This window comes from Paenibacillus sp. NN59, assembly GCF_057597225.1.
This window is the reverse complement of sequence record NZ_CP199678.1, coordinates 4,500,745-4,523,841: the sequence shown is the minus strand read 5'-3', so window position 1 is coordinate 4,523,841 and position 23,097 is coordinate 4,500,745. Positions and strand designations below refer to the sequence as shown.

General features: G+C 46.9%; 18 protein-coding genes. All 18 read left to right on the top strand.

The window, feature by feature from the left end; genetic code table 11:
- The first annotated feature begins 31 nt into the window (after positions 1 to 31).
- The 18 genes from ACT89M_RS19845 to sigE all read left to right on the top strand — a co-directional run bounded on the left by ACT89M_RS19845 (position 32) and on the right by sigE (position 23,007).
- The gene (locus ACT89M_RS19845) at positions 32 to 1,297 is read left to right on the top strand and encodes an adenosylhomocysteinase (protein WP_154888095.1); all 1,266 of its coding nucleotides are present in this window, start codon (positions 32 to 34) and stop codon (positions 1,295 to 1,297) included.
- 276 nt (positions 1,298 to 1,573) lie between these two features.
- A complete protein-coding gene (gene mraZ / locus ACT89M_RS19840) occupies positions 1,574 to 2,011 on the top strand; it encodes a division/cell wall cluster transcriptional repressor MraZ (protein WP_154888632.1) in 438 nt (145 codons plus the stop codon).
- Between the two features lie 18 nt (positions 2,012 to 2,029).
- A complete protein-coding gene (gene rsmH, locus ACT89M_RS19835; RefSeq protein WP_154888097.1) occupies positions 2,030 to 2,980 on the top strand; it encodes a 16S rRNA (cytosine(1402)-N(4))-methyltransferase RsmH in 951 nt (316 codons plus the stop codon).
- Between the two features lie 26 nt (positions 2,981 to 3,006).
- On the top strand, positions 3,007 to 3,432 hold the full coding sequence (locus ACT89M_RS19830; RefSeq protein ID WP_145332060.1) for a hypothetical protein: 426 nt from the start codon (positions 3,007 to 3,009) through the stop codon (positions 3,430 to 3,432).
- Positions 3,433 to 3,444: 12 nt separating this feature from the next.
- Entirely contained in the window at positions 3,445 to 5,793 is a 2,349-nt protein-coding gene (locus tag ACT89M_RS19825) for a penicillin-binding transpeptidase domain-containing protein (protein WP_154888099.1), read from the top strand.
- A gap of 152 nt (positions 5,794 to 5,945) precedes the next feature.
- Complete coding sequence (locus tag ACT89M_RS19820; protein ID WP_373323255.1) at positions 5,946 to 7,841, top strand: stage V sporulation protein D; 1,896 nt, start codon at positions 5,946 to 5,948, stop codon at positions 7,839 to 7,841.
- 173 nt (positions 7,842 to 8,014) lie between these two features.
- Complete coding sequence (locus ACT89M_RS19815) at positions 8,015 to 9,502, top strand: UDP-N-acetylmuramoyl-L-alanyl-D-glutamate--2,6-diaminopimelate ligase (RefSeq protein WP_090923757.1); 1,488 nt, start codon at positions 8,015 to 8,017, stop codon at positions 9,500 to 9,502.
- Complete coding sequence (locus ACT89M_RS19810) at positions 9,502 to 10,914, top strand: UDP-N-acetylmuramoyl-tripeptide--D-alanyl-D-alanine ligase (protein WP_154888635.1); 1,413 nt, start codon at positions 9,502 to 9,504, stop codon at positions 10,912 to 10,914. The genes ACT89M_RS19815 and ACT89M_RS19810 overlap by 1 nt, the downstream gene beginning before the upstream one ends.
- Positions 10,915 to 10,926: 12 nt before the next feature.
- Complete coding sequence (gene mraY, locus ACT89M_RS19805) at positions 10,927 to 11,895, top strand: phospho-N-acetylmuramoyl-pentapeptide-transferase (protein WP_090923756.1); 969 nt, start codon at positions 10,927 to 10,929, stop codon at positions 11,893 to 11,895.
- A gap of 3 nt (positions 11,896 to 11,898) precedes the next feature.
- Entirely contained in the window at positions 11,899 to 13,320 is a 1,422-nt protein-coding gene (murD, locus tag ACT89M_RS19800; RefSeq protein ID WP_154888103.1) for a UDP-N-acetylmuramoyl-L-alanine--D-glutamate ligase, read from the top strand.
- A gap of 48 nt (positions 13,321 to 13,368) precedes the next feature.
- A complete protein-coding gene (gene spoVE, locus ACT89M_RS19795) occupies positions 13,369 to 14,466 on the top strand; it encodes a stage V sporulation protein E (RefSeq protein ID WP_154888105.1) in 1,098 nt (365 codons plus the stop codon).
- Positions 14,467 to 14,474: 8 nt separating this feature from the next.
- On the top strand, positions 14,475 to 15,584 hold the full coding sequence (gene murG / locus ACT89M_RS19790; protein ID WP_154888107.1) for an undecaprenyldiphospho-muramoylpentapeptide beta-N-acetylglucosaminyltransferase: 1,110 nt from the start codon (positions 14,475 to 14,477) through the stop codon (positions 15,582 to 15,584).
- A gap of 412 nt (positions 15,585 to 15,996) precedes the next feature.
- The gene (gene murA / locus ACT89M_RS19785) at positions 15,997 to 17,280 is read left to right on the top strand and encodes a UDP-N-acetylglucosamine 1-carboxyvinyltransferase (RefSeq protein ID WP_154888123.1); all 1,284 of its coding nucleotides are present in this window, start codon (positions 15,997 to 15,999) and stop codon (positions 17,278 to 17,280) included.
- A 59-nt stretch (positions 17,281 to 17,339) separates the two neighbouring features.
- The gene (locus ACT89M_RS19780) at positions 17,340 to 18,107 is read left to right on the top strand and encodes a cell division protein FtsQ/DivIB (protein ID WP_090923799.1); all 768 of its coding nucleotides are present in this window, start codon (positions 17,340 to 17,342) and stop codon (positions 18,105 to 18,107) included.
- 295 nt (positions 18,108 to 18,402) lie between these two features.
- Positions 18,403 to 19,677 (top strand): cell division protein FtsA, encoded by a 1,275-nt coding sequence (gene ftsA / locus ACT89M_RS19775; protein ID WP_308722815.1) that lies wholly within the window; start codon positions 18,403 to 18,405, stop codon positions 19,675 to 19,677.
- A 150-nt stretch (positions 19,678 to 19,827) separates the two neighbouring features.
- Entirely contained in the window at positions 19,828 to 20,937 is a 1,110-nt protein-coding gene (ftsZ, locus tag ACT89M_RS19770; protein WP_090923751.1) for a cell division protein FtsZ, read from the top strand.
- Positions 20,938 to 21,292: 355 nt separating this feature from the next.
- A complete protein-coding gene (gene spoIIGA / locus ACT89M_RS19765) occupies positions 21,293 to 22,273 on the top strand; it encodes a sigma-E processing peptidase SpoIIGA (RefSeq protein WP_154888637.1) in 981 nt (326 codons plus the stop codon).
- Between the two features lie 11 nt (positions 22,274 to 22,284).
- A complete protein-coding gene (gene sigE, locus ACT89M_RS19760; RefSeq protein ID WP_090923750.1) occupies positions 22,285 to 23,007 on the top strand; it encodes an RNA polymerase sporulation sigma factor SigE in 723 nt (240 codons plus the stop codon).
- The last annotated feature ends 90 nt before the right edge of the window (positions 23,008 to 23,097 follow it).

The following is a 23,097-nucleotide window of genomic DNA, read 5'->3' as shown; positions in this document are numbered from 1 at the left end:
ATAGAAGAAACACATTTGAGGAGGAGATAAAGTGACCACATCTTCATTACAAAACAGCATCGTCAAAGATATGGGACTTGCTGCTGAGGGCCATTTGAAAATTGATTGGGTTGAGGCGCATATGCCGGTTTTAAACCGGATTCGTCGTCAATTTGAACAGGATTTGCCTTTTAAAGGTCTAAAGGTAGCGATTTGTCTTCACCTGGAAGCTAAAACCGCATATCTGGCAAAAGTCATTCAGGCTGGCGGTGCTGAAGTGACGATCACACATAGTAACCCATTGTCTACTCAAGATGATGTATGTGCGGCTTTGGTAGAAGACGGTGTGACTGTTTATGCGAAATATAACCCTGAGCCGGCTGAATTCAAAGCACTGCAACTCCGTGCTCTTGAAGTGAAGCCTGATCTCATTATTGATGATGGTGGGGATTTTGCAACCATTATTGCTTCCGAACGTCCTGATCTTGCAGCTACGATTCGCGGGGGCGCAGAAGAAACGACAACAGGCATTATTCGTTTGAAGGCACTGGCGAAAGAAGGACAACTGAAATTCCCGATGGTTGCGGTAAATGACGCATATTGCAAGTATTTGTTTGATAACCGCTATGGCACTGGGCAATCCGCTTTTGACGGTATTATTCGGACAACGAACCTGGTGGTTGCAGGTAAAAATGTTGTCGTAGCTGGGTATGGCTGGTGTGGTAAAGGTGTGGCTATGCGTGCAAAAGGTTTGGGTGCCAATGTCATTGTAACTGAAATCGACCCGATCAAAGCCGTGGAAGCACATATGGATGGTTTCCGGGTTATGACGATGCTGGAAGCAGCAAAGTTGGGTGATTTCTTTATTGCTGTGACAGGCAACAAGGACGTTATTACAGGTGAACATTACGATGTTATGAAAGACGGAGCTATTCTGAGTAATGCAGGTCACTTCGATGTTGAGGTTAACAAACCGGAGCTTGCCAAACGTTCTGAGTCTATTCGTACCGTTCGTCGCAACATTGAGGAGTACCGTTTCAAAGATGGTCGTAAAATGTATCTGCTCGCGGAGGGACGCTTGGTAAATCTGGGAGCTGCTGACGGACATCCGGCCGAGATCATGGACACTACGTTTGCACTGCAGGCACTAGGTTTGCGTTATGTGAGCGAAAACTATGAATCTCTTGGTAAAAACGTAGTGAACGTTCCTTACGAAATTGACCAGCAAGTGGCGAGTTACAAGCTGGAGAGCCTGAATATTGCCATTGATTCTTTGTCCGCTGAGCAAGAAAAGTACCTCGATAGTTGGAAATTTTAAAGGGTTATCCAATAATTACAAACGGATAAACTGTTTCAAAAGTAGTAGAATGGTGTATTGACGATATGGCTCATGTACGGGTGCACATACGATCACCCGTAACCGGGAAACGTCTTTGGTCCTGAATGACAGGATCGAAGGCGTTTTTTTCGGTGAAATCAAATAAAAAAACAGAAAAGTCAAGAAGGGTTTTGATTTTTTTAATCGAATCTATTATGCTTAGGTGGTGGAAAGTGGGGCAAAGTGGGGGAAATGGGTGGGGGAGTGAGTGCGGCAATGTTTATGGGCGAGTTTCAACATAGCATTGATGATAAAGGTCGGGTCATTATTCCGGCTAAATTCCGCGAATCTCTCGGATCCACTTTCGTTGTCACACGAGGTTTGGACCAGTGTCTTTTCGTGTACCCCATGGAGGAGTGGGGGGTCATGGAACAGAAACTGAAAGCACTGCCGCTGATGAAATCCGACGCACGTGCGTTTACCCGGTTTTTTTTCTCAGGTGCCACTGAATGTGAACTGGATAAACAGGGCAGGGTAAATCTGCCGGGTAACCTGAGAGAGTATGCCAAATTGGACAAGGATTGCGTTGTTCTTGGTGTGTCGAACCGGGTGGAGATTTGGAGCAAAGGCATATGGGAAAGTTATTTTAATCAATCCGAAGAAGCATTCAACGACATTGCCGAAAAGCTGGTCGATTTCAATTTTGACTTATAAAGTAAGGAGGGGTGCAGGTTGTTTCACCATATAACCGTACTCAAAGAAGAGGCAACCGAGGGATTAAACATCAAGCAGGACGGTATATACGTGGACTGCACTTTAGGAGGGGCGGGACACAGTTCCGTGATTGCATCCAAGCTAGGTCCGGGGGGACGTCTGATCGCACTTGATCAGGATGACTGGGCTTTGGACAATGCACGCGAGAAGCTCGCTGCTTATGAAAACCAGGTTACATTGGTGAAAACCAATTTTAGAGATTTGGAGCAGGTTCTCAAAGACCTTGATGTTCCTATGAAGGACGGTATACCACAGGTCGACGGAATTCTGTATGACCTTGGGGTGTCGTCACCACAGTTTGACGAAGGAGAACGCGGATTCAGTTACAATCACGATGCACCGCTTGATATGCGTATGGACCAGGACGCACTTCTGACAGCCAAAGAGATAGTGAACGAATGGCCGGAAGAAGAGATTGCGCGAATTCTGTATCGCTATGGTGAAGAGAAATTTTCCAAACGGATTGCTCGTGTTATTGTGGGTCGACGTAGCCAGTCCGAGATCGAAACGACAGGTGAACTTGTGGAATTGATCAAAGAGGGTATTCCTGCAGCAGCCCGCCGTACAGGTGGACATCCTGCGAAGCGAAGTTTTCAGGCGCTGCGTATTGCTGTAAATGATGAACTGGGGGCTTTTGAAGAAGGACTGCATCAGGCTGTTCGTTGTTTAGCGCCAGGGGGGCGCGTATCTGTTATCACCTTCCACTCCCTTGAGGACCGGATATGTAAACAGATCTTCAGCAGCTATCTTGAAAAATGTACATGTCCACCTGACTTTCCGTTATGTGTATGCGGTGGTAAAGGGACTTTACGTCTCGTGAACCGAAAACCGTTGATTCCATCAGAAGCGGAACTGACCGAGAACTCTCGTGCGCGATCAGCCAAGCTGCGTGTAGCTGAGAAATTGTAGAACAAAAGAGGAGGAGGAGCCTTCAAATGGCATATACACGTGGCAATCTAGCGGTCAAAGAAAAAGCCCAGGAACGTGTAACGCAGCAAAGGTACAAGGAAACTACTAAAGTTGTGACACGTCGCACAGGTCTGCCAGGCCGCGAAAAGTTTTTATACCTGATCACACTCTTAGCCGTCATTATTGTGGGTGGTGCCCTGATGTCTCGTTACGCTCATATTTATGAACTGAACAAGCAGGCTCAGTCGACCATTGTAAAAATTAAAGAGGCTGAGAAGACCATTGCCGATTTACAGGTGGAGAGAGAAACATTGAATAATCAGGTTGTCGAGAATGCAAAAAGACTGGGTTACGTGGAAGCTTCCGATAAGGATGTTATTTTTGTACCACGCTCAACAACGAATACATCGACAGGTACTGAATCATCCTCGAATGCAACCAGTGGCAAGTAAAGAGGTGTTTCGATGGTAAAAAGAATAAAAATGCGCACGTTGTTAATAGGGGGATTCATTACCCTCTTTTTTCTTGTACTCGTAACCCGTATATTTTTCATTCAGGTGGTTAATGGTGACAAATGGCAGGAGCGTGCGGCGGGTCTTATCGAAAGGGAACAGACGATCAAGGCTGCTCGCGGAACGATTACGGATCGAAACGGGAATGTGCTTGCTACGGATTCGCCGGCTTACACGGTTTCGGTTAACCCGCTTTTGATTAATCAACTAGGTATTGAGGATGAAGTGACGAAGAAGCTATCGGCACTGCTCAAGAAAAACGAGAGTGAGATGCGAGCTCTTGTTACAGCGAAAAAAAGTGATGGTGATTTTTTTCAACAACGCGAAGTACGCAGTGAAGGATACAAAATTAGTCCTGCACTTGCGGAAAAGGTCAATGAGTTGCGCGAAGAGCTTCAGGAGCAACACAAGGCAAAAAATGCGATCGTCATGACGCAGGAGTCCAAACGTTTTTATCCGGAAGAGTCGCTGGCCTCTCATGTGCTAGGTTATATGAGTCGTGACGGTAAAGCTGTCAATGGGCTTGAAGTCTCGTATGATGACGTGCTGACAGGCACAGATGGTTTCCTGAATTACCAGAAGGATGCCAAAGGCATCAAACTTCCGGATTCACAGGATAATTATTTGCCTCCGAAAAACGGTAAAAACCTGAAGCTGACGATTGATGATACGATCCAGTTTTACATTGAAAGTGCAATGAAAGAGACAATTGCGAAATATAACCCGCTGAGTATGACCGTCATTGCGGCTGATCCAAACACGATGGAGATTCTGGGGATGGCCAACTGGCCGACCTTTAATCCGAATACGTATGCGAGCACACCGGATCAGAAAAATTTTATCAACCATGCAACGCAGTCGATCTATGAACCAGGTTCCACGTTCAAAATTGTGACACTTGCGGGAGCCGTGGAGGAAAAACTGTTTGATCCGAATGCAACGTTTGAATCCAAGCGCATATACATCGGTGGTTTCCCGATTAGTGATAACGGACATACGTACGGAAGAATCTCTTACCTTGAAGGTGTCAAACGCTCCAGTAACATCGCTTTTGTTAATCTGGGGTACAACATGCTCGGGGGAGAGCGGCTGCGTCACTATATCGATCAGTTCGGTTTTGGTAAAAAGACGGGCATTGACCTGCCAAGTGAAGCGGCTTCGCCAATCAAACCCTTGGTATACAAATCAGAGATTGCTACCGCTGCATATGGTCACGGTCTCGTACAAGTGACGCCGATCCAGCAGTTATCAGCCATCTCGGCCATTGCAAACGGCGGTAAGTTGCTCCAGCCCCATCTCGTGAAGGAGATCATTAATCCGAATGATGGCACAACGGAAGCAATCAAACCCAAAGTGATTCGACAGGTCATCTCTAAAGAATCGGCCAAGCTTGTTGGCGGGTATCTGGAGCAGGTCGTAGCAGATCAGACGATCGGTACAGGACGTAATGCCTATATTGAAGGATACCGGGTTGCAGGCAAAACAGGGACAGCGCGAAAAGTTATCAACGGTCAGTATAGCAAAAACAAAGACGTCGTTTCGTTTATTGGATTTGCACCAGTCAACAATCCGAAGATTGCGATGTTGATTGTGATTGACCAGCCAGATGGCACAAACATTGGCGGAGGAACTGCAGCGGCTCCAGTGTTCAAGAAGGTTGTGAGCCAGACGTTGCAATATATGGGTATACCGAAAGATACAGCCAAAACGACAGACAAAAAGTCAAAAGAAGCTCCTGTTGTACAGGCTAAGGCTCCAGACTTGAGTGGTAAAACGGCCAAACAGGCCAGAAGCCAGCTTCTCAACTCCGGAATTGCTTATGTCACGCTTGGTCAGGGTGAAAATGTGATTCGCCAGTATCCACAAGCAGGTGCTTCGATGAATCCAGGACAACGAGTCTACCTACTGACGGAAGAGAGCAGTAAAATGAAGATTCCAGATCTGACGGGTGAATCGCTTCGTGATGCGTTGGAGGTTCTCTCACTGATGAAGGTAGGCGTAACAGTCAAGGGTGAGGGATATGTCGTGAAACAGAAGGAGCAGGTATCGGGTGAGCAACGAACGGTACAGTTAACCTTACAGACAGCGAAGGCAGCGGTAACCGGTATAGCTGATGAAGCTCCAGATTCTTCTGATCCGAATGCGAAAAACCAGGACAAGAATACGAAAACAGCTGATGAGGGGAAAGCGGATGGGGATGATCCGCCGGGAAGTGCCTCAAATCAGAGTCAGTCTGACAAGCAAAAGGGTCAAGACGAAACATCTGGTAAACCAGCCACTGAAGGGGCTTCCCTGCCATAGACTGTATAGACAGCTTGTTCTAACCCCCGGTTGTCCTGAATATTCATGAATGAGACAGTTCATGATTTTGGGACGAGTGGGGGGATCTTTTCGTGAAGGGAACAAGTGTGAATCTGCGCCGCAGGTTGCTGTGGAGTTTGTTAATTCTGGTTATGTTATTTTCGGCCTTGGTCATCAGGCTTGCTTATGTTCAGTTGGGGAAAGGGCCGGAACTATCGGCCAAAGCGGAAGAATCCTGGCGTCGTAATATTCCGTACACAGCTAAAAGGGGAGAGATTCTGGATCGAAACGGGACATCTTTAGCCTACAATGTGACAACCCCAACAATCATGGCGATCCCGGCTCAAGTTAAAGAAGCGGAGACCACAGCCAGGGCGCTGGCACCGCTACTAGGTATGACAGAAGAGAAAGTACTGGCAACCATCAAGAAACGAGAATTGATTGTAAGACTACAACCCGGTGGCCGCAAAATTACGATGGAGAAAGCTCAGCGCATCCGTGATTTGAAGCTCCCGGGTATCGTTGTTGCCGAGGATAACAAACGTTTCTATCCGTATGATGATCTGGCTGCTCATATTCTCGGATTTACAGGGATTGATAATCAGGGACTGACTGGTGTTGAAAAAAGATATGACGACAAGCTGAATGGTTTAAATGGCAGTGTATCCTACTTGTCCGATGCGGCCGGAAGGCTCATGCCGGGCTCATCTGAGAAGTATGTGGAACCGAAGGACGGGCTCAACCTCAAGCTGACCATTGATAAATCCATTCAATCGATTATGGAACGGGAATTGGATCAGGCGATGGTTAAGTTTCAGGCTAATTCCGCTTTGGCTATTGCAATGAATCCCAAAACAGGCGAAATTCTAGGGATGTCTAGCAGACCGGGCTACGAGCCGGCAGATTATCAGCAATATCCTTCAGAAATTTATAACCGGAACTTGCCCATCTGGATGACGTATGAACCAGGTTCAACTTTCAAAATTATTACACTGGCTGCTGCGTTGCAAGAAAAAAAGGTAAATCTGCAAAAGGATCAATTTTTTGATCCCGGATTTGTAGAAGTCGGCGGAGCACGCTTGCGCTGTTGGAAGAAAGGTGGACATGGAAGCCAGACTTTCCTTCAGGTGGTGGAGAACTCCTGCAACCCCGGATTTGTTGCTTTGGGGCAGAAGCTTGGTAAGGAATCGTTGTTCTCCTACATTAAAAATTTCGGTTTTGGTGCCAAAACCGGGATTGATCTTAGCGGAGAAGCAAGTGGTATTCTTTTCAAATTAGCAAACGTAGGTCCTGTTGAACTTGCAACGACCGCCTTTGGGCAAGGTGTATCCGTAACTCCTATTCAACAAGTAGCAGCGGTATCGGCTGCCATCAATGGTGGGAAGCTCTATAAACCTTACGTTACGAAAGCCTGGGTACATCCAGAAACCGGAGAGGTACTGGAAGAAGTACAGCCTGAACTCGTTCGTCAAGTCATCTCGGAGGATACGTCCAAACAAGTACGAGAAGCACTAGAAAGTGTCGTGGCCAAAGGAACAGGACGTCCAGCTTTTATCGATGGCTACCGGGTTGGAGGTAAAACAGGTACAGCCCAGAAAGTTATTAATGGTCGTTATTCGTCGAGTGAACACATCGTTTCGTTTATTGGATTTGCTCCGGCTGATGATCCGCAGATCGTGGTGTACACCGCTGTAGACAATCCGAAGGGGATTCAGTTTGGCGGTGTTGTTGCAGCCCCAATCGTACAAAACATTCTGGAAGATTCGCTGCATTATATGAAAGTGCCTGTGCGTAAGGACCAGCTCGCGAAAGAGTACAAATATGGTGAAACCAAAATTGTGACGGTTCCTGATCTTACTGGGGCTACAGTGGAAGATTTGTACGAGGATCTCAACATGAATTTTATGCTCGCGAAGTCGGGCAGTGGCAAATACGTAATTAATCAGGCCCCTAAACCAGGAGCAAGAGTAGAGCAAGGCTCAACGATACGTATCTATATGGGTAACGTCCTGAAAGATGATGGGCATGATCATTCGAAGCACGAATAAAGTTCTCAAATGGAGCTTTAAGTAAGGATGCAATGTAGGCTTAAGCGGAGTTTCCTACTCCGACCGCAACAAAATTCAGGGGATCGCGTTTCATTATTTGGTGGTCTGGTCGATATTAATACTATAGGAATCTGTGGATACAGAAGTATATTTGGAAAAGTGAGGTTATTCATGTGCTTTTAAAACAGTTTGAATCCAAGTTGATTACCGCCCGTCTCGTGGGCGACCCCCATACAGAATGTCACAACCTTCAGACAGATTCCCGGCAAGTCAAACCGGGGGATCTGTTTATCTGTCTTCCGGGACATACGGTCGATGGACATGATTATGCAGATAAAGCAGTGCAGGCCGGAGCGTCTGCTCTCGTTGTGGAGCGGCAGCTTGACTTGCCTGTACCACAATTGATTGTAAGAGACAGTCGCTTTGCTATGGCTGTTTTGTCGGACTTCTTTTTCGAATCACCGAGTCACAAGATGAAAATGATCGGAGTAACGGGAACGAACGGCAAAACAACAACGACTTATTTGATTGAAAAAATTATGAGCGACTACGGTCAGAAAACCGGGCTGATCGGAACCATCCAGATGCGTTATGATGGACGCACTTACCCGATGTCGGGAACAACACCTGAAGCTCTGGATTTGCAACGTAGTTTGCATGATATGGTTCAGGCTGGTACGGAATGCTGTGTGATGGAAGTTTCTTCTCATGCATTGGAGCAAGGGCGGGTGAAAGGCACGGATTTCCGTACAGCAGTATTTACAAACCTGTCGCAGGATCATCTCGATTACCATCATTCCATGGAGGAATATCGCGGAGCTAAGGGGTTGTTTTTTGCTCGCCTGGGTAACGGTTATGCAGAAGATGCTTCCGAGCGGAAGTATGCAGTGATCAATGCGGATGATCCGGCTGCGGATTATTATATCTCTGTAACGGCTGCTGAGGTTATTACATACGGCATGGGAGAACAGGCGGATGTTCGTGCATCTGCAATTTCAATCACAGCTCAGGGGACGACCTTCCATGTAGATACCTTTGCGGGTAGCACAGACATTGAACTGCGTATGGTAGGCAAGTTCAACGTGTACAATGCAATGGCGGCCATCTCGGCAACGCTGGTGGAAGGTGTGCCACTGGAAGAGATCAAGCGTAGTCTGGAGACCGTACCGGGTGTGGATGGCAGGGTGGAAGCTGTCAATGAAGGTCAGGCATTCGCGGTCATCGTTGATTATGCCCATACACCTGATGGACTTGAGAATGTATTGCGTACAGTCAATGAGTTTGCGGAGGGCCGTGTCATCTGCGTATTTGGGTGCGGCGGTGACCGGGATCGCACAAAACGCCCATTGATGGGTAAAATTGCTGCGAAGTACAGTGACTTTGTATTAGTGACTTCTGACAACCCGCGGACGGAAGATCCCGATCTGATTCTAAAAGACATTGAGCAAGGTTTGCTGGAAGAGTCCGTTCCGTCTGAGCGTTACACAATGATCGTGGACCGGCGTCAGGCCATTCATGAAGCTATTGAAATGGCAAGCCCGGCCGATGTAGTATTGATTGCGGGCAAGGGTCACGAGACTTATCAAATTATCGGAACAACCAAGACCGATTTCGATGACCGGATCATAGCTAAAGAAGCGATAAGGGGCAAATCCAATTGATAAAACGAACATTGGCGCAAATCGCCGACATGTGTGGTGGCACACTAAGTGATGCCGCAGTTCATAGTGAAGTTATCGCCGAAGGGGTATTTACCGATTCACGTAAACCGGTGGCAGGCAGTTTGTTTATCCCTTTGGTAGGTGAACGTTTTGATGGGCATGAGTTTGTGCAAGCTTGTCTGGAGCAAGATGCTGCGGGGGCGTTGTGGCAAAAAAATCATGGTGCTCCGCCGCAGGGAGCTGTTATTTTGGTGGACGATACCCTGACTGCATTACAGGCACTTGCATCGGCTTATCTTTGTGAGAACAAGGCATCTGTTGTTGGCATTACAGGCAGTAACGGGAAAACAACAACCAAGGATATTGTAAACGCGCTTCTCTCTACCACATTCAAGGTGCATAAAACGCAGGGGAATTTCAACAATCATATCGGTCTGCCACTAACGGTATTGAGTATGACACCGGATACGGAGATCATTATTTTGGAGATGGGCATGAGCGGTCGCGGTGAAATCTATGACCTTTCTGTCATTGCTCAGCCGGATGTAGCAATCATCACGAATATTGGCGAATCCCATTTGCTTCAGCTTGGCTCAAGACTTGAAATTGCTAGAGCCAAGGCTGAAATTGCTGCTGGTATGAAACCTGGCGGGTTACTCATATACAACGGAGACGAGCCTTTAATCGCGCAGGTGCTTGAAGAGTCTGCAACGAAGCAACCTGAAGGCATGCAGCGGTTTAGGTTTGGATTACAAACGGATAATAACGATTATCCAACTGGGCTTATGAATGCACAGCACGGGATGGTGTTTACAACCAAGCAGTCTGGCGACAAAGCTTATAACCTTCCCTTGCTGGGTACGCACAATGTAATTAACTGTCTGGCTGCCATGGCCGTAGCACGTCATTTTGGGGTGACTGAGGAAAATATGGCAAAAGGCTTGTCGCAGCTAAAATTGACAGGGATGCGTATTGAGGTCACCCAGGCGGTCAGCGGACTTACTCTCCTGAATGATGCATATAATGCAAGCCCGACTTCCATGAAGGCTGCTATAGATGTGTTGGAAGGGTTAAAAGGATATCGGATGAAAGTGGCTGTACTGGGAGATATGCTGGAGTTAGGTTCGGAGGAGCAGCAGCTTCATCATGAGATCGGGATGTATATTACTCCTGATAAATTGGATAAAGTGCTGGTATACGGTCCATTATCCTTGCATATTGCTGAGGGAGCAAAAAAGCATATGGTAGCTGAAGCTGTGCATGCTTTTGATAATAAAGAAGAATTGACCCGTTATCTGTTGGAGAATCTTCATCCGAAAGATGCAGTTTTGTTTAAAGCCTCGCGAGGCATGAAACTGGAGGATGTAGTTCAAACACTGCAGACGGCACCATTACAGAATCGAGTAGACTAGAGGGGTGAACCCATGGATTTTCAGGTATTACTGTTAACAATCGGCGTTTCATTTATTTTGGCGGTGATTGCCGCGCCGCTACTTATTCCGCTTCTGCGGCGGATGAAGTTCGGACAGCAGGTCAGGGAAGACGGGCCTCAGAGCCATTTGAAAAAAAGCGGAACACCAACGATGGGCGGAGTTGTTATTTTACTTGCGTTCACGCTGGCGTTTCTTAAATTCTCAGCGGTCAAAAACACAGACTTTTATGTGTTGCTTGTCGCTACGCTTGGATTTGGTCTCATTGGTTTTTTGGATGACTATATCAAAATTGTATTCAAGCGTTCGCTTGGATTGACAGCCAGACAAAAAATGCTGGGGCAGCTGTTCTTCAGTGCCCTCATGTGTTATTTACTTATTCAAAATGGACACAGCACCGCGATTTCTATCCCGGGAACTTCGGTTTCGTTTGACTGGACAGGATGGTTTTATTATCCGTTTGTTGTCTTTATGATGCTGGCCATTACCAATGCGGTTAATTTTACGGATGGCCTGGATGGTCTTCTCTCCGGTGTCAGTGCGATTGCTTTTGGCGCGTTTGCTATTGTGGCCATGCAGGCAACGTCGATGCCGGCGGCGGTGTGCGCAGCTGCCATGATTGGGGCTGTTCTCGGATTCCTGGTTTACAATGCACATCCGGCCAAGGTGTTTATGGGCGATACGGGTTCGCTCGGAATCGGCGGTGCAATCGGCGCGATTGCAATCGTTACGAAGACAGAACTTCTGTTTCTGGTTATCGGCGGTATTTTCGTAATTGAGGTCCTTTCCGTTGTGATCCAAGTTGTATCCTTCAAAACCCGCGGTAAACGTGTATTTAAAATGAGCCCGATCCACCATCACTTCGAGCTTAGTGGCTGGTCAGAATGGCGGGTTGTCATTACCTTTTGGGCGGTAGGTGCTATTTTGGCCGCTCTTGGACTTTATCTCAACAAGGGGTTGTAAATTATGAATCATCCAGAAACATATCGCGGACAACAAGTCGTCGTGCTTGGGCTTGCGAAGAGCGGCGTACAAGTTGCCAAGGTGCTGTATCGTGCCGGGGCTAACGTTATCGTAAATGATAAAAAAGACAGGGAACAGTGTCCCGAAGCTTCCGAATTGGAGGCTTTGGGAATTTCTGTTGTATGCGGGGGCCATCCGGATGATCTCATTCATAGTGATGTGAAGCTGGTCGTCAAAAACCCCGGCATTCCTTATCAGGCTGCTCCTGTGCAGCAAGCTCTTGAATTAGGTATTGAGGTGGTAACCGAGGTGGAGGTTGCATATCACCTTTGCGGGGCACCTATGATCGGTATCACCGGTTCTAACGGAAAAACAACGACCACAACTTGGGTAGGAAATATGCTGGAACAAGCGGGCTTGAATCCCATTGTTGCTGGTAACATTGGAACCCCTCTCTGTGAAGCTGCAGAGCAGGCTACCGCTGATAACTGGATGGTCGTCGAACTAAGTAGCTTCCAGCTCAAAGGCACGGTAGAGTTTCGTCCGCGTATTGCTGCGCTTCTTAACGTGGCAGAGACCCATCTGGATTATCATGGCGGTATGGAAGATTACGTGGCTTCCAAAGCAAAGCTGTTTGCCAATCAGAAACCAGATGACGTCGCTGTTCTCAATTGGGATGATGCGGTATGTCGTGAACTCATTCCTTACATCAAGGCGAGGGTGATTCCTTTCTCACTAACGGAAAACCTGGAAACAGGCGTGTATGCAGATCCGCCTTATGTCGACGGAGAAGAGGATGATGTGAAACGTCAGGTGATCTATGCGGATGGTGCAGGCAATCGAGCAGTGATTATCGATGTGCAGGACATTGGCATACCTGGACGTTTTAATGTAGGCAATGCGCTTGCTGCAGTAGCTATTGCAATCGCAGCGGGTGCTGACCCGTCACAGCTGGCTGATCCGCTAGCTGATTTCAGAGGTGTTGAACATCGACTGGAGTATGTGCTCAAGCATAATGGCTCAGTTTATTACAACAACTCAAAAGCTACCAATTCAAAAGCAACGGTCATGGCACTGAATTCCTTTAAGGAACCTGTTGTATTGATTGCAGGCGGACTAGATCGCGGTTCAGATATGATGGAGCTGTTGCCGGTATTGGAGGAACGTGTCAAAGCGTTGGTGGTTCTTGGTGAAAACCGTGCTAAAATTGCTAAAGTCGCAGAACTGGCGGGACTAAAGCATATTAAGGTCGTCGATAATGAGGAGGACGCTGCCCGTACGTTGACGGTTGCTGTTCAGGAAGCAGCAAGTCTTGCCGAACCAGGGGATGTTGTTTTGTTATCCCCTGCGTGTGCAAGCTGGGACATGTTTGCCTCCTATGAAGAACGGGGACGCATTTTTAAAGAGGCGGCGCATAACTTGTAAGTAGGGGGGTGGAAAAGCCCCTACTTCCATGCAAGGGGTGGCCTCCTGATGAAACAGACGCGACCGGCGCCGGATATTTGGCTCCTGATTTGTATTTTGGCTCTGCTTGCCATCGGCATCATTATGGTGTACAGCGCAGGTTCAGTACTTGCGTTCCGAAACTATGGCGACTCATTTTATTTTGTGAAAAGGCAGATTTTATTCGCCGTGCTTGGGCTGGTAGCCATGTTTGTGACAGCGAATGTGGATTATAGGGTATGGAGAAAGTATGCCAAGCCGATTTTAATTATCTGTTTTATTATGCTCATTGCCGTATTAATTCCGGGAATCGGAGTCGTTCGCGGCGGTGCACGTAGCTGGCTGGGGATTGGCTCTTTCGGTATCCAGCCCTCCGAATTCATGAAACTGGGCATGATCTTGTTTTTGGCTCATTGGCTGAGCAAAGATCCTGGTAAAATTAAAACTTTTACAACGGGGCTGTTGCCTCCGCTTGGGCTAATGGGGCTTGCTTTTGGCATAATTATGTTACAGCCCGATTTAGGTACAGGCACCGTGATGATGGGGGCATCCATGCTTATCATTTTCACAACCGGAGCACGAATGAAACATCTCGCTCTGCTTGCTCTGGGTGGAGTTGCAGGATTCGCGGCACTTGTTGCAGCGGCACCTTATCGGTTGCAACGAATTACAGCTTTTCTGGATCCATGGTCAGATCCGCTTGGTGCAGGTTATCAGATCATTCAATCGCTCTATGCGATTGGTCCAGGTGGACTGGCTGGTCTCGGGCTGGGGATGAGTAGACAGAAGTACAGTTACGTGCCTGAACCGCAGACGGACTTTATATTTAGTATTTTGGCGGAAGAACTCGGTTTCATTGGTGGAATGATTGTATTATTATTGTTTCTGGTGCTGGTGTGGAGAGGAATGCGTGTAGCGATGACGGTTCCAGATTCCTTTGGCAGCCTGCTAGCTGTGGGGATTATCGGTATGGTTGCTGTGCAGGTCATTATTAATATCGGCGTGGTGATTGGACTTATGCCTGTCACAGGAATTACACTGCCGCTGATCAGTTATGGAGGTTCATCACTGACACTCATGCTCACCGCACTGGGCATATTATTGAATTTATCCCGTTATGCGAGGTGACTTATACGATGCGAGTCGTTCTTAGTGGTGGCGGCACGGGTGGGCATATCTATCCGGCCGTAGCCATAGCAAGACAATGTGAGGCGGAAAATGCCGACTCGACGTTTTTATACATTGGCGGTACACGAGGACTTGAAAGTAAGCTGGTTCCTCAGGAAGATATACCTTTTAAATCGATTGACATCACCGGTTTTCGGCGTAAGTTATCCTTTGAAAATGTGAAAACGATCATGCGATTCGTTCAAGGGGTAAGGAGATCTAAAAAAATGCTGAAGGAATTCAAGCCGGACGTTGTCATCGGTACGGGCGGATATGTCTGTGGTCCCGTTGTATATGCGGCGGCAAAGCTGGGAATTCCAAGCGTGATTCATGAACAGAATGCGATTCCAGGTCTGACGAACAAGTTTCTCATGCGTTATGTAGATACAGTTGCTGTCAGTTTTGAAGGTTCTGAAAAATCATTCTCTGGTGCAAAAAAGGTTATCTATACTGGGAACCCGCGGGCAACAACAGTAGCCCAGGCCAGTCGGGATCGTGGATTCGCCACATTAGGTGTTCCGATGGACAGCCGTGTTGTGCTAGTCGTTGGGGGTAGCCGGGGGGCTAAAGCGATTAATCAGGCGATGATTGAAATGGCACCGATGCTGGAACAGCTGGATGATGTACATGTTGTTTACGTTACAGGCGAGACCTATTTTGATGAAACCCGTGAAGCGATCCGTAGTTCTTTGGGAACGATGCCTAATCATCTGCATGTACTTCCTTATGTACATAACATGCCCGAAGTACTCGCTTGTACCTCTTTGATTGTGAACCGTGCAGGAGCCTCGTTCCTTGCGGAGATTACATCTCTTGGTATTCCGTCGATTCTGATTCCATCACCAAACGTAACCAACAATCATCAGGAGGCTAACGCGCGTACCCTTGAAAAAGGAGGAGCCTCACTCACAATGCTGGAGAGAGAGCTTACAGGCAAAGGCCTGTATGAAGCAATTGCAGGCATTATGAATGACGAATCAGGACGTAAGCAGATGGCAGAGGCTTCTCGAAAATTAGGGAAACCAGATGCGGCCAAAGTGCTTGTAAACGAAATTAAGCGTCTTGTTGCAAAACGATAATAGGTGTTTGGACGCATTCATGGGCGATTGTCACACACCAGACGGGACTGACATAAGATACGGTATAAATCGTGACAATCGTTCCATGATACCGCAGTACAGCATCATATCGGCAGAGGTGCAACTAGGGTGAAGACCGTGAATTCCCGACATGGTATTGCTGGAAATGACTGGTCGAACCGAGGGATGGATTGCGGAGCCTCATGGATCGGATGTGTCACGGATAATTCAATTCGCTGAGATTGACTGGGAACAATGGATATCCATTTTATTGTTCAATCAGGCCAAGCGACAGCAGAGGACGTCATCACCCTTATACAGTCTATTCAGAGCACTATATCATCTCATGGCGGTATCCACCGGGTACCGTATGTTATCGCAGTGGGTGAGCGTAAACCCCGGAGGTGATACATTGGACAAATTGGTGATTGAAGGTGGGAGACCCCTATCAGGATCCATACGCATCCATGGAGCAAAAAATGCCGCTTTACCGATTATGGCCGCAAGTTTGCTCGCAGACGGAGAAATTACGCTGCACAACGTTCCACACTTGCTGGACATCGAAGTAATGCTGTATATCCTGGAACGACTTGGATGCACATGTCGGCATGAGCAGGGAACAGTGACGATCAATACGTCGCTTGTCCGGTCACATGATGTGCCAGAGGATCTTATGAAGCAAATGCGGTCTTCCATTTTTCTGATGGGGCCATTGCTTGCGAGGTTTGGGAGAGTATCTGTATATCAGCCGGGTGGCTGTGCGATCGGAGAACGTAAAATTGATCTTCACCTCCGGGGGCTGGAAGCACTCGGAGCACAGATTGAAGAGCAAGATCAGCAAATTATCTGTCATGGAGCTAATCTGTCAGGTGCGGATATTCATCTTGATTTTCCGAGTGTTGGAGCCACTGAAAACATCATGATGGCTGCTGTGCTTGCAGAAGGCACAACGACAATTTTCAACGCAGCGAGAGAGCCTGAAATTCAGGATTTGCAGCATTTTCTGAATGCGATGGGGGCACGAATTATGGGTGCCGGCACGGATACAATCACGATAAATGGTGTTGAGAAGTTGCAACCTTGCACCTATGAAATCATACCTGACCGGATTGTCGCTGGAACCGTTATGATTGCTGCTGCTGCAACCCGAGGCAATGTTACGCTTACACACTGCAATCCTGCACATCTTACTTCGCTTATACATGTGTTAAAGCGCACTGGTGTTCAAATCACAGTATGCAATGATATAATGACTGTGAGTTGTATGACCCGCCCAAAATCAGTGGATCGTATTGTGACTTCCCCGTATCCATCGTTTCCAACAGATCTTCAATCACAGATCATGGTGCTACTCAGTTTGGCAGATGGATTCAGCGTGATGAAGGAAACCGTGTTCGAAGGAAGATTTAAACATGTGGATGAACTGAATGTCATGGGAGCGGATATTTCGGTTGACCTGAATGCAGCTTTTATCCGTGGAGTTCCAAGACTATATGGGGCTACTGTAGAGGCGACAGATCTTCGTGCGGGTGCAGCTTTAGTTATTGCAGGTCTGGCGGCTCAAGGTAAAACCATTGTGGAGCAAGTACATCACATTGACAGGGGATATGATCAGATCGAAAAGTTATTCCAGAGTCTTGGAGCCTCAGTGGAGAGACAGTCGACTGTTTCGAAACAGTTGGATTTTGCCAATTAACGTCCTTGGCGTCCCCTTCTTGGAAGAGGAGGGGGCCTGAGGCTTTGTGGAGCGTTATTATGCCTAAAAGTCAAATTCCGGTTCTCAAGGAGAATCGCCCAAAAGGAAACACAAGCCGTAAGATTGTAATTATCCTATTATTATTATTTATTGCATTGCTGGCTGTATTATTCTTTCGTTCTTCGGTAAGTCGCATATCAGCGATCGAAATTACGGGTAATGTATACACGGCCACTGCGGATTTACTTGAAAAGAGTGGTTTGAGGGAAGGCGATCAGTTTTTTGGAACAAGTGCTACTGAAATCATAGAACGTCTTAAAACGATTAAAGCTGTCTCAACAGTTACTGTGGACAAGCAATTTCCGGGTACGATTCATATCAAGGTTCAGGAGTTTCCTACAGTCGCTTACGAACTGGACACAACCGGGGCGCTTAAAGCCATATTGTCTAATGGGACAAGCCTGAATGTTCCGCCAACGATCGGTGTTGCTGTAGAGAAGCCGATTCTGACACAATGGAAACCGAATGATCCGCTCAAGGCAAAGCTGAGTGAGGCGCTGGCTCAAATTCCAAATGAACTGACAACGGACATATCCGAAATTATTCCGAATCCGACACCCTCTTTTCCGGATCAGATTCGCATGTACACCAAATCACAGTTTGAAGTGATTACAACGATATCGCTGTTAACGGATAAAGTGGAGTATTTGAATCAGGTGATCGAGACCGAACGACCTGGTAAAATTACGATGCTTGAGGCGGATACGTATGTCCCGTTTGTACCGGATAATCCTGAGGATGACGCTGAGCCGGGAGCAGGGCAATGATGCATGTTGCTGATTGGCGGTTTATTGCGTAAAAGTGTAGACAGGATCGGGCTTTAGCACCGGTTGATGTGTGAAACTTGTTCTTTCTGAGATGAAGAAAAAATGGTACACTTAAACTTACGGCACATGAGTTGCCTCCTTCTTTTTTCTTCAAAGTTTTATGTTTCACATCCAGAACTTGGCACCCAAAAAAATTGTAGAAAAAAGAGGGAAAGCCTAAGCTGTGTTGAATATGTTTTAATGTGTGTTTAAACCCGAACGTATTTTACTATTGGAGTCAGGAGGTGCCACAGACTTGAGCAACAATGACATCATTGTTAGTTTGGACATCGGTACATCCAAAATTCGCGCTATTATTGGGGAAATTAATAATGGAACCTTTAATATTATTGGAGTTGGATCTGCCGACTCGGAAGGAATTCGCAAAGGTGTAATCGTAGATATCGATCAGACGGTGCAGTCGATTCGCAATGCAGTCGATCATGCAGAACGTATGGTAGGTATTCAAATATCCGAAGTATATGTTGGAATCTCAGGCAATCACATCGGACTGATGAGCAGTCACGGTGTGGTGGCAGTATCGAACGAAGATCGTGAGATCGGAGAAGAAGACATGGAGCGGGTGTTGAAAGCAGCCGAAGTCATTGCGGTTCCGCCCGAACGGGAAATTATTGATGTTGTCGCCAAGCAATATGTTGTAGACGGCTTGGAAGGCATACAAGACCCGCGTGGTATGATTGGTGTTCGCCTGGAAGTTGAAGCAACCATCATTACGGGTGCTAAAACCGCGATACATAATCTGTTGCGCTGCGTGGAAAAAGCGGGATTAAAAGTGAGCGACCTGGTCCTCATGTCACTCGGAGCAGGTCAACTGGCCCTGTCCAAGGATGAGAAAACGATGGGCTCTGTGCTCGTGGATATCGGAGCAGGAGCAACAACCATTGCTATCTTTGAAGAGGATAGCCTGGTTGCGACTTCAACACTGCCAATCGGCGGGGAATTTGTAACCAATGATATTGCTTATGGTTTGCGTACTTTGACCGATCAAGCGGAGAAAGTTAAGCTGAAATATGGTTGTGCCTGGCTTGATGATGCTGCCGCAGATGTGATGTTCAAAGTGACGCGCATCGGTAGCAACGTGGACAAGGAGTTTTCCCAGGAAGATCTGGCGGCTATTATTGAGCCTAGGGTTCAGGAGATATTCCAGATGATCGGCACAGAGGTCAAACGCCTTGGTTACAACGAGCTTCCTGGCGGTTATATACTAACGGGAGGTACGGTCTCCATGCCTGGTGTTCTGCAAGTGGCACAGCATGAACTTGTTGCTTCGGTGCGTGTCGCCGTTCCGGATTACATTGGTGTGCGTGACCCTGGATATACAAGCGGCGTTGGTATTTTACACAATGTTATTCGCAGTTTGCGTATCAGGCCCTCGAGCAGCAATGGCGGTAACAACAACACTAACAGCAAGAAACCGACGAACCGTCCGAAGCCAAATACGGCACAGGAATCGGAGCAAAAACCCGGTCTGTTCGAACGACTGAAGAATATGTTCAGTGAATTTATATAACAGGTTGGATCCATTTCATACATTCTTGAAGCCGTCTGAATGCGCTGGTACTAAAATAAACGCTTTCGTTCGTCGATATATGAAATTGATTCGGTTCAAATCAAAAATTGGACGGGCCATCCATGCACATTGAGGGGGAGATGGAATAATATGTTGGAATTTGATTTTGAGATGGAGAGCTTGGCTCAGATTAAAGTCATCGGGGTAGGAGGCGGCGGAAGCAACGCTGTAAACCGAATGATTGAAAATGGTGTACAAGGTGTTGAATTTATTACGGTGAACACGGATGCTCAGGCATTGCACCTGGCAAAATCCGAGCATAAATTGCAAATCGGTGATAAATTAACTCGTGGTCTTGGTGCAGGTGCCAATCCGGATGTAGGTAAAAAAGCAGCGGAAGAGTCCCGCGACCTGATCATGAACACGTTGAAAGGTGCAGACATGGTCTTTGTTACAGCCGGTATGGGCGGTGGTACAGGTACAGGTGCAGCTCCTGTGATCGCTGAAATTGCCAAAGAGTGTGGCGCCCTTACTGTAGGTGTGGTGACACGTCCCTTCACTTTTGAAGGCCGCAAGCGTTCAAGCCATGCAGAACAAGGCATTGAAGCACTTAAGGAAAAAGTGGATACACTGATCGTCATCCCGAATGACCGTTTGCTTGAGATCGTAGATAAAAAGACGCCGATGCTGGAAGCATTCCGCCAAGCAGATAACGTATTGCGTCAAGCGGTACAGGGTATCTCCGATCTGATCGCAGTACCTGGTTTGATCAACCTTGACTTTGCAGATGTCAAAACGATCATGCACGAGCGTGGATCTGCGCTTATGGGGATCGGTGAAGCGACTGGAGAGAACCGTGCAGCCGAAGCGGCACGCAAAGCCATCATGAGTCCTTTGCTTGAAACTTCCATTGAAGGCGCACGCGGCGTAATCATGAACATCACAGGTGGCGTGAATCTGTCCCTGTATGAAGTGAACGAAGCGGCAGAGATCGTAACGTCGGCTTCCGATCCGGAAGTGAATATGATCTTTGGTGCGATTATTGACGAAGATCTGAAAGAGGAGATCAAGGTTACGGTCATCGCCACTGGATTTGAGGATAAACCTTCTGCTCCGCCAGTACGTAAACCTGCTACAGCATCAGAGCCGGCAGAGACACGTTCACCGAATCTTCGTCCATTCGGAAATCAGCCAAGCAATGATCAGTTGGACATTCCGACATTTTTACGTAATCGTTCCCGCAACAATAACAACGAATAATCAGGTAGTATTATACTTGGAAAACCCGGTGCTGCTTTTGCAGTTGCCGGGTTTTTTGCTGTTTTTTTATATAGTTTAACATACAGGAATGAACAAATTCTGAACAACTCGGCTGCGTCATTCCGACAAAAATAGTTGAAGACAAGCTCCCACATTTAGACAGACTTTGAACAGGAGGCTACGTATACTTGGGAATATGCTCATGAATATCGAGACGATGAAGCATTTAGGTTTATTCAATCCGAAGCATTTAGGTTGATTCAATCTGAAGCGTTCAGGGCGATTCAATCTAAAAGCATGTGAGATTCGTTGTAACCTTTCGTTTCGATAGGTTGGAAGCAGGCAGGTGAAGAGCGTGGTTGTGTATGTCGATCTGATCTTTCTAACAAATCTATGCATGGATGGAGCGCTCATTGGACTGACGGCCTGGATGCGCCAAACGAAGCTGGTCTGGTGGAGATGGCTGCTATCGGCTATCGTTGGGGCGTTATACGTCGTGATGATGTTTGTACCACAGTTTGATTTCCTGTTCACGTTTTTGATCAAGTTTGGTTTTTCTCTTGTGATGTTGAGTATCGCGTTTGGATATAAGGGACTGCAAGCTTTTCTGAGGACGCTGGGTACATTTTACGTTATTAATTTTGTTGCGGCTGGAGGCATCCTGGGTGTGCATTATATGCTTCAGAATTCAGGAGAACTGTTCAATGGCATCTGGTTCACAGCATCTGGGGGTATGTCGTTTGATCTGAAGATTGCATTCTGGTTCACTTTCATTGTATTCTTCGCGGTGCTCATTTTATTCAAAATTGTGCAAGGAGCCAAACGTAAATCAGATCGCATGACCACTTACCTTGGTCAAGTCGAGGTTTGCATCGATGAGGTTGTTGTGTCTTGTACAGGCCTTTTGGATACAGGGAATCAGCTCACAGACCCTTTATCACGGATGCCGGTGATGGTTATGGAGGTTTCATTGTGGCAAACGATGCTGCCTGATTCATGGAACAGTAGACTGAAACACGAATCACCGGAAAATCTCATCATGGAACTAGATCAGAAACATTTTCGCTGGCAGGATCGTCTGCGATTGGTTCCTTATCGGGGGATTAATAAAGGAACAGCATTTATGATGGCGGTCAAGCCCGATCGGGTTAAGGTGACAATGGACGGAACAGATTATGTGACGACAAAAGTTCTGATTGGACTGGATGGGGGCGTTTTGTCCTCGGATGGGAAATATCAGGCCGTGATTCATCCTGAACTGGTGCAAGAAGCTGCTTCTGCGCAGTCTAAGGCTCAATCCGCAGAACCCACAGAAAAGCCGCTGAATGTGGTATAGGAGGAACCTACATGCTTGTGAAATGGAAATTGGTTGCCCAGCTACAATATTATCGTCTGTTATTCCTGTTTGGGCTGAAAAGTGAAGAGATCTATTACATTGGTGGAAGTGAGGCACTTCCACCTCCATTGACACGGGAAGAAGAGGAGTACTTGCTACAGAAATTATCTTCAGGGGATTCAGCGATCCGAGCCATGTTAATTGAGCGTAACCTGCGTTTGGTGGTATACATTGCACGTAAGTTCGAGAACACAGGTATTAACATCGAGGATCTGGTATCTATAGGTGCAATTGGACTAATCAAAGCTGTAAATACATTCGATCCGGAAAAGAAGATAAAGCTCGCAACTTACGCTTCGCGCTGTATCGAAAATGAAATTTTGATGTATCTGCGGCGTAACAGTAAAATTCGTACTGAAGTTTCTTTTGATGAACCACTGAACATTGACTGGGATGGAAATGAGCTTTTATTATCCGATGTACTTGGTACAGAAAACGATACAATCTATCGAAATATTGAGGAACAAGTAGATCGAAAGTTACTGCATAAGGCGCTGGAAAAACTGACCGATCGCGAGCGAATGATTATGGAGCTTCGTTTTGGCTTGACGGATGGTGAGGAAAAGACGCAGAAAGATGTGGCAGATCTGCTTGGAATCTCCCAATCCTATATCTCCAGACTTGAAAAAAGAATCATTAAGAGGCTGCGAAAAGAGTTCAACAAAATGGTCTGATCCAGTGGGGAAAGAAGAATGGGTATTACTGGCAAGGGTTCCAACGACGAATAAAAAAGCCTGCCCCGGAGATAATGTACATTAATGTTT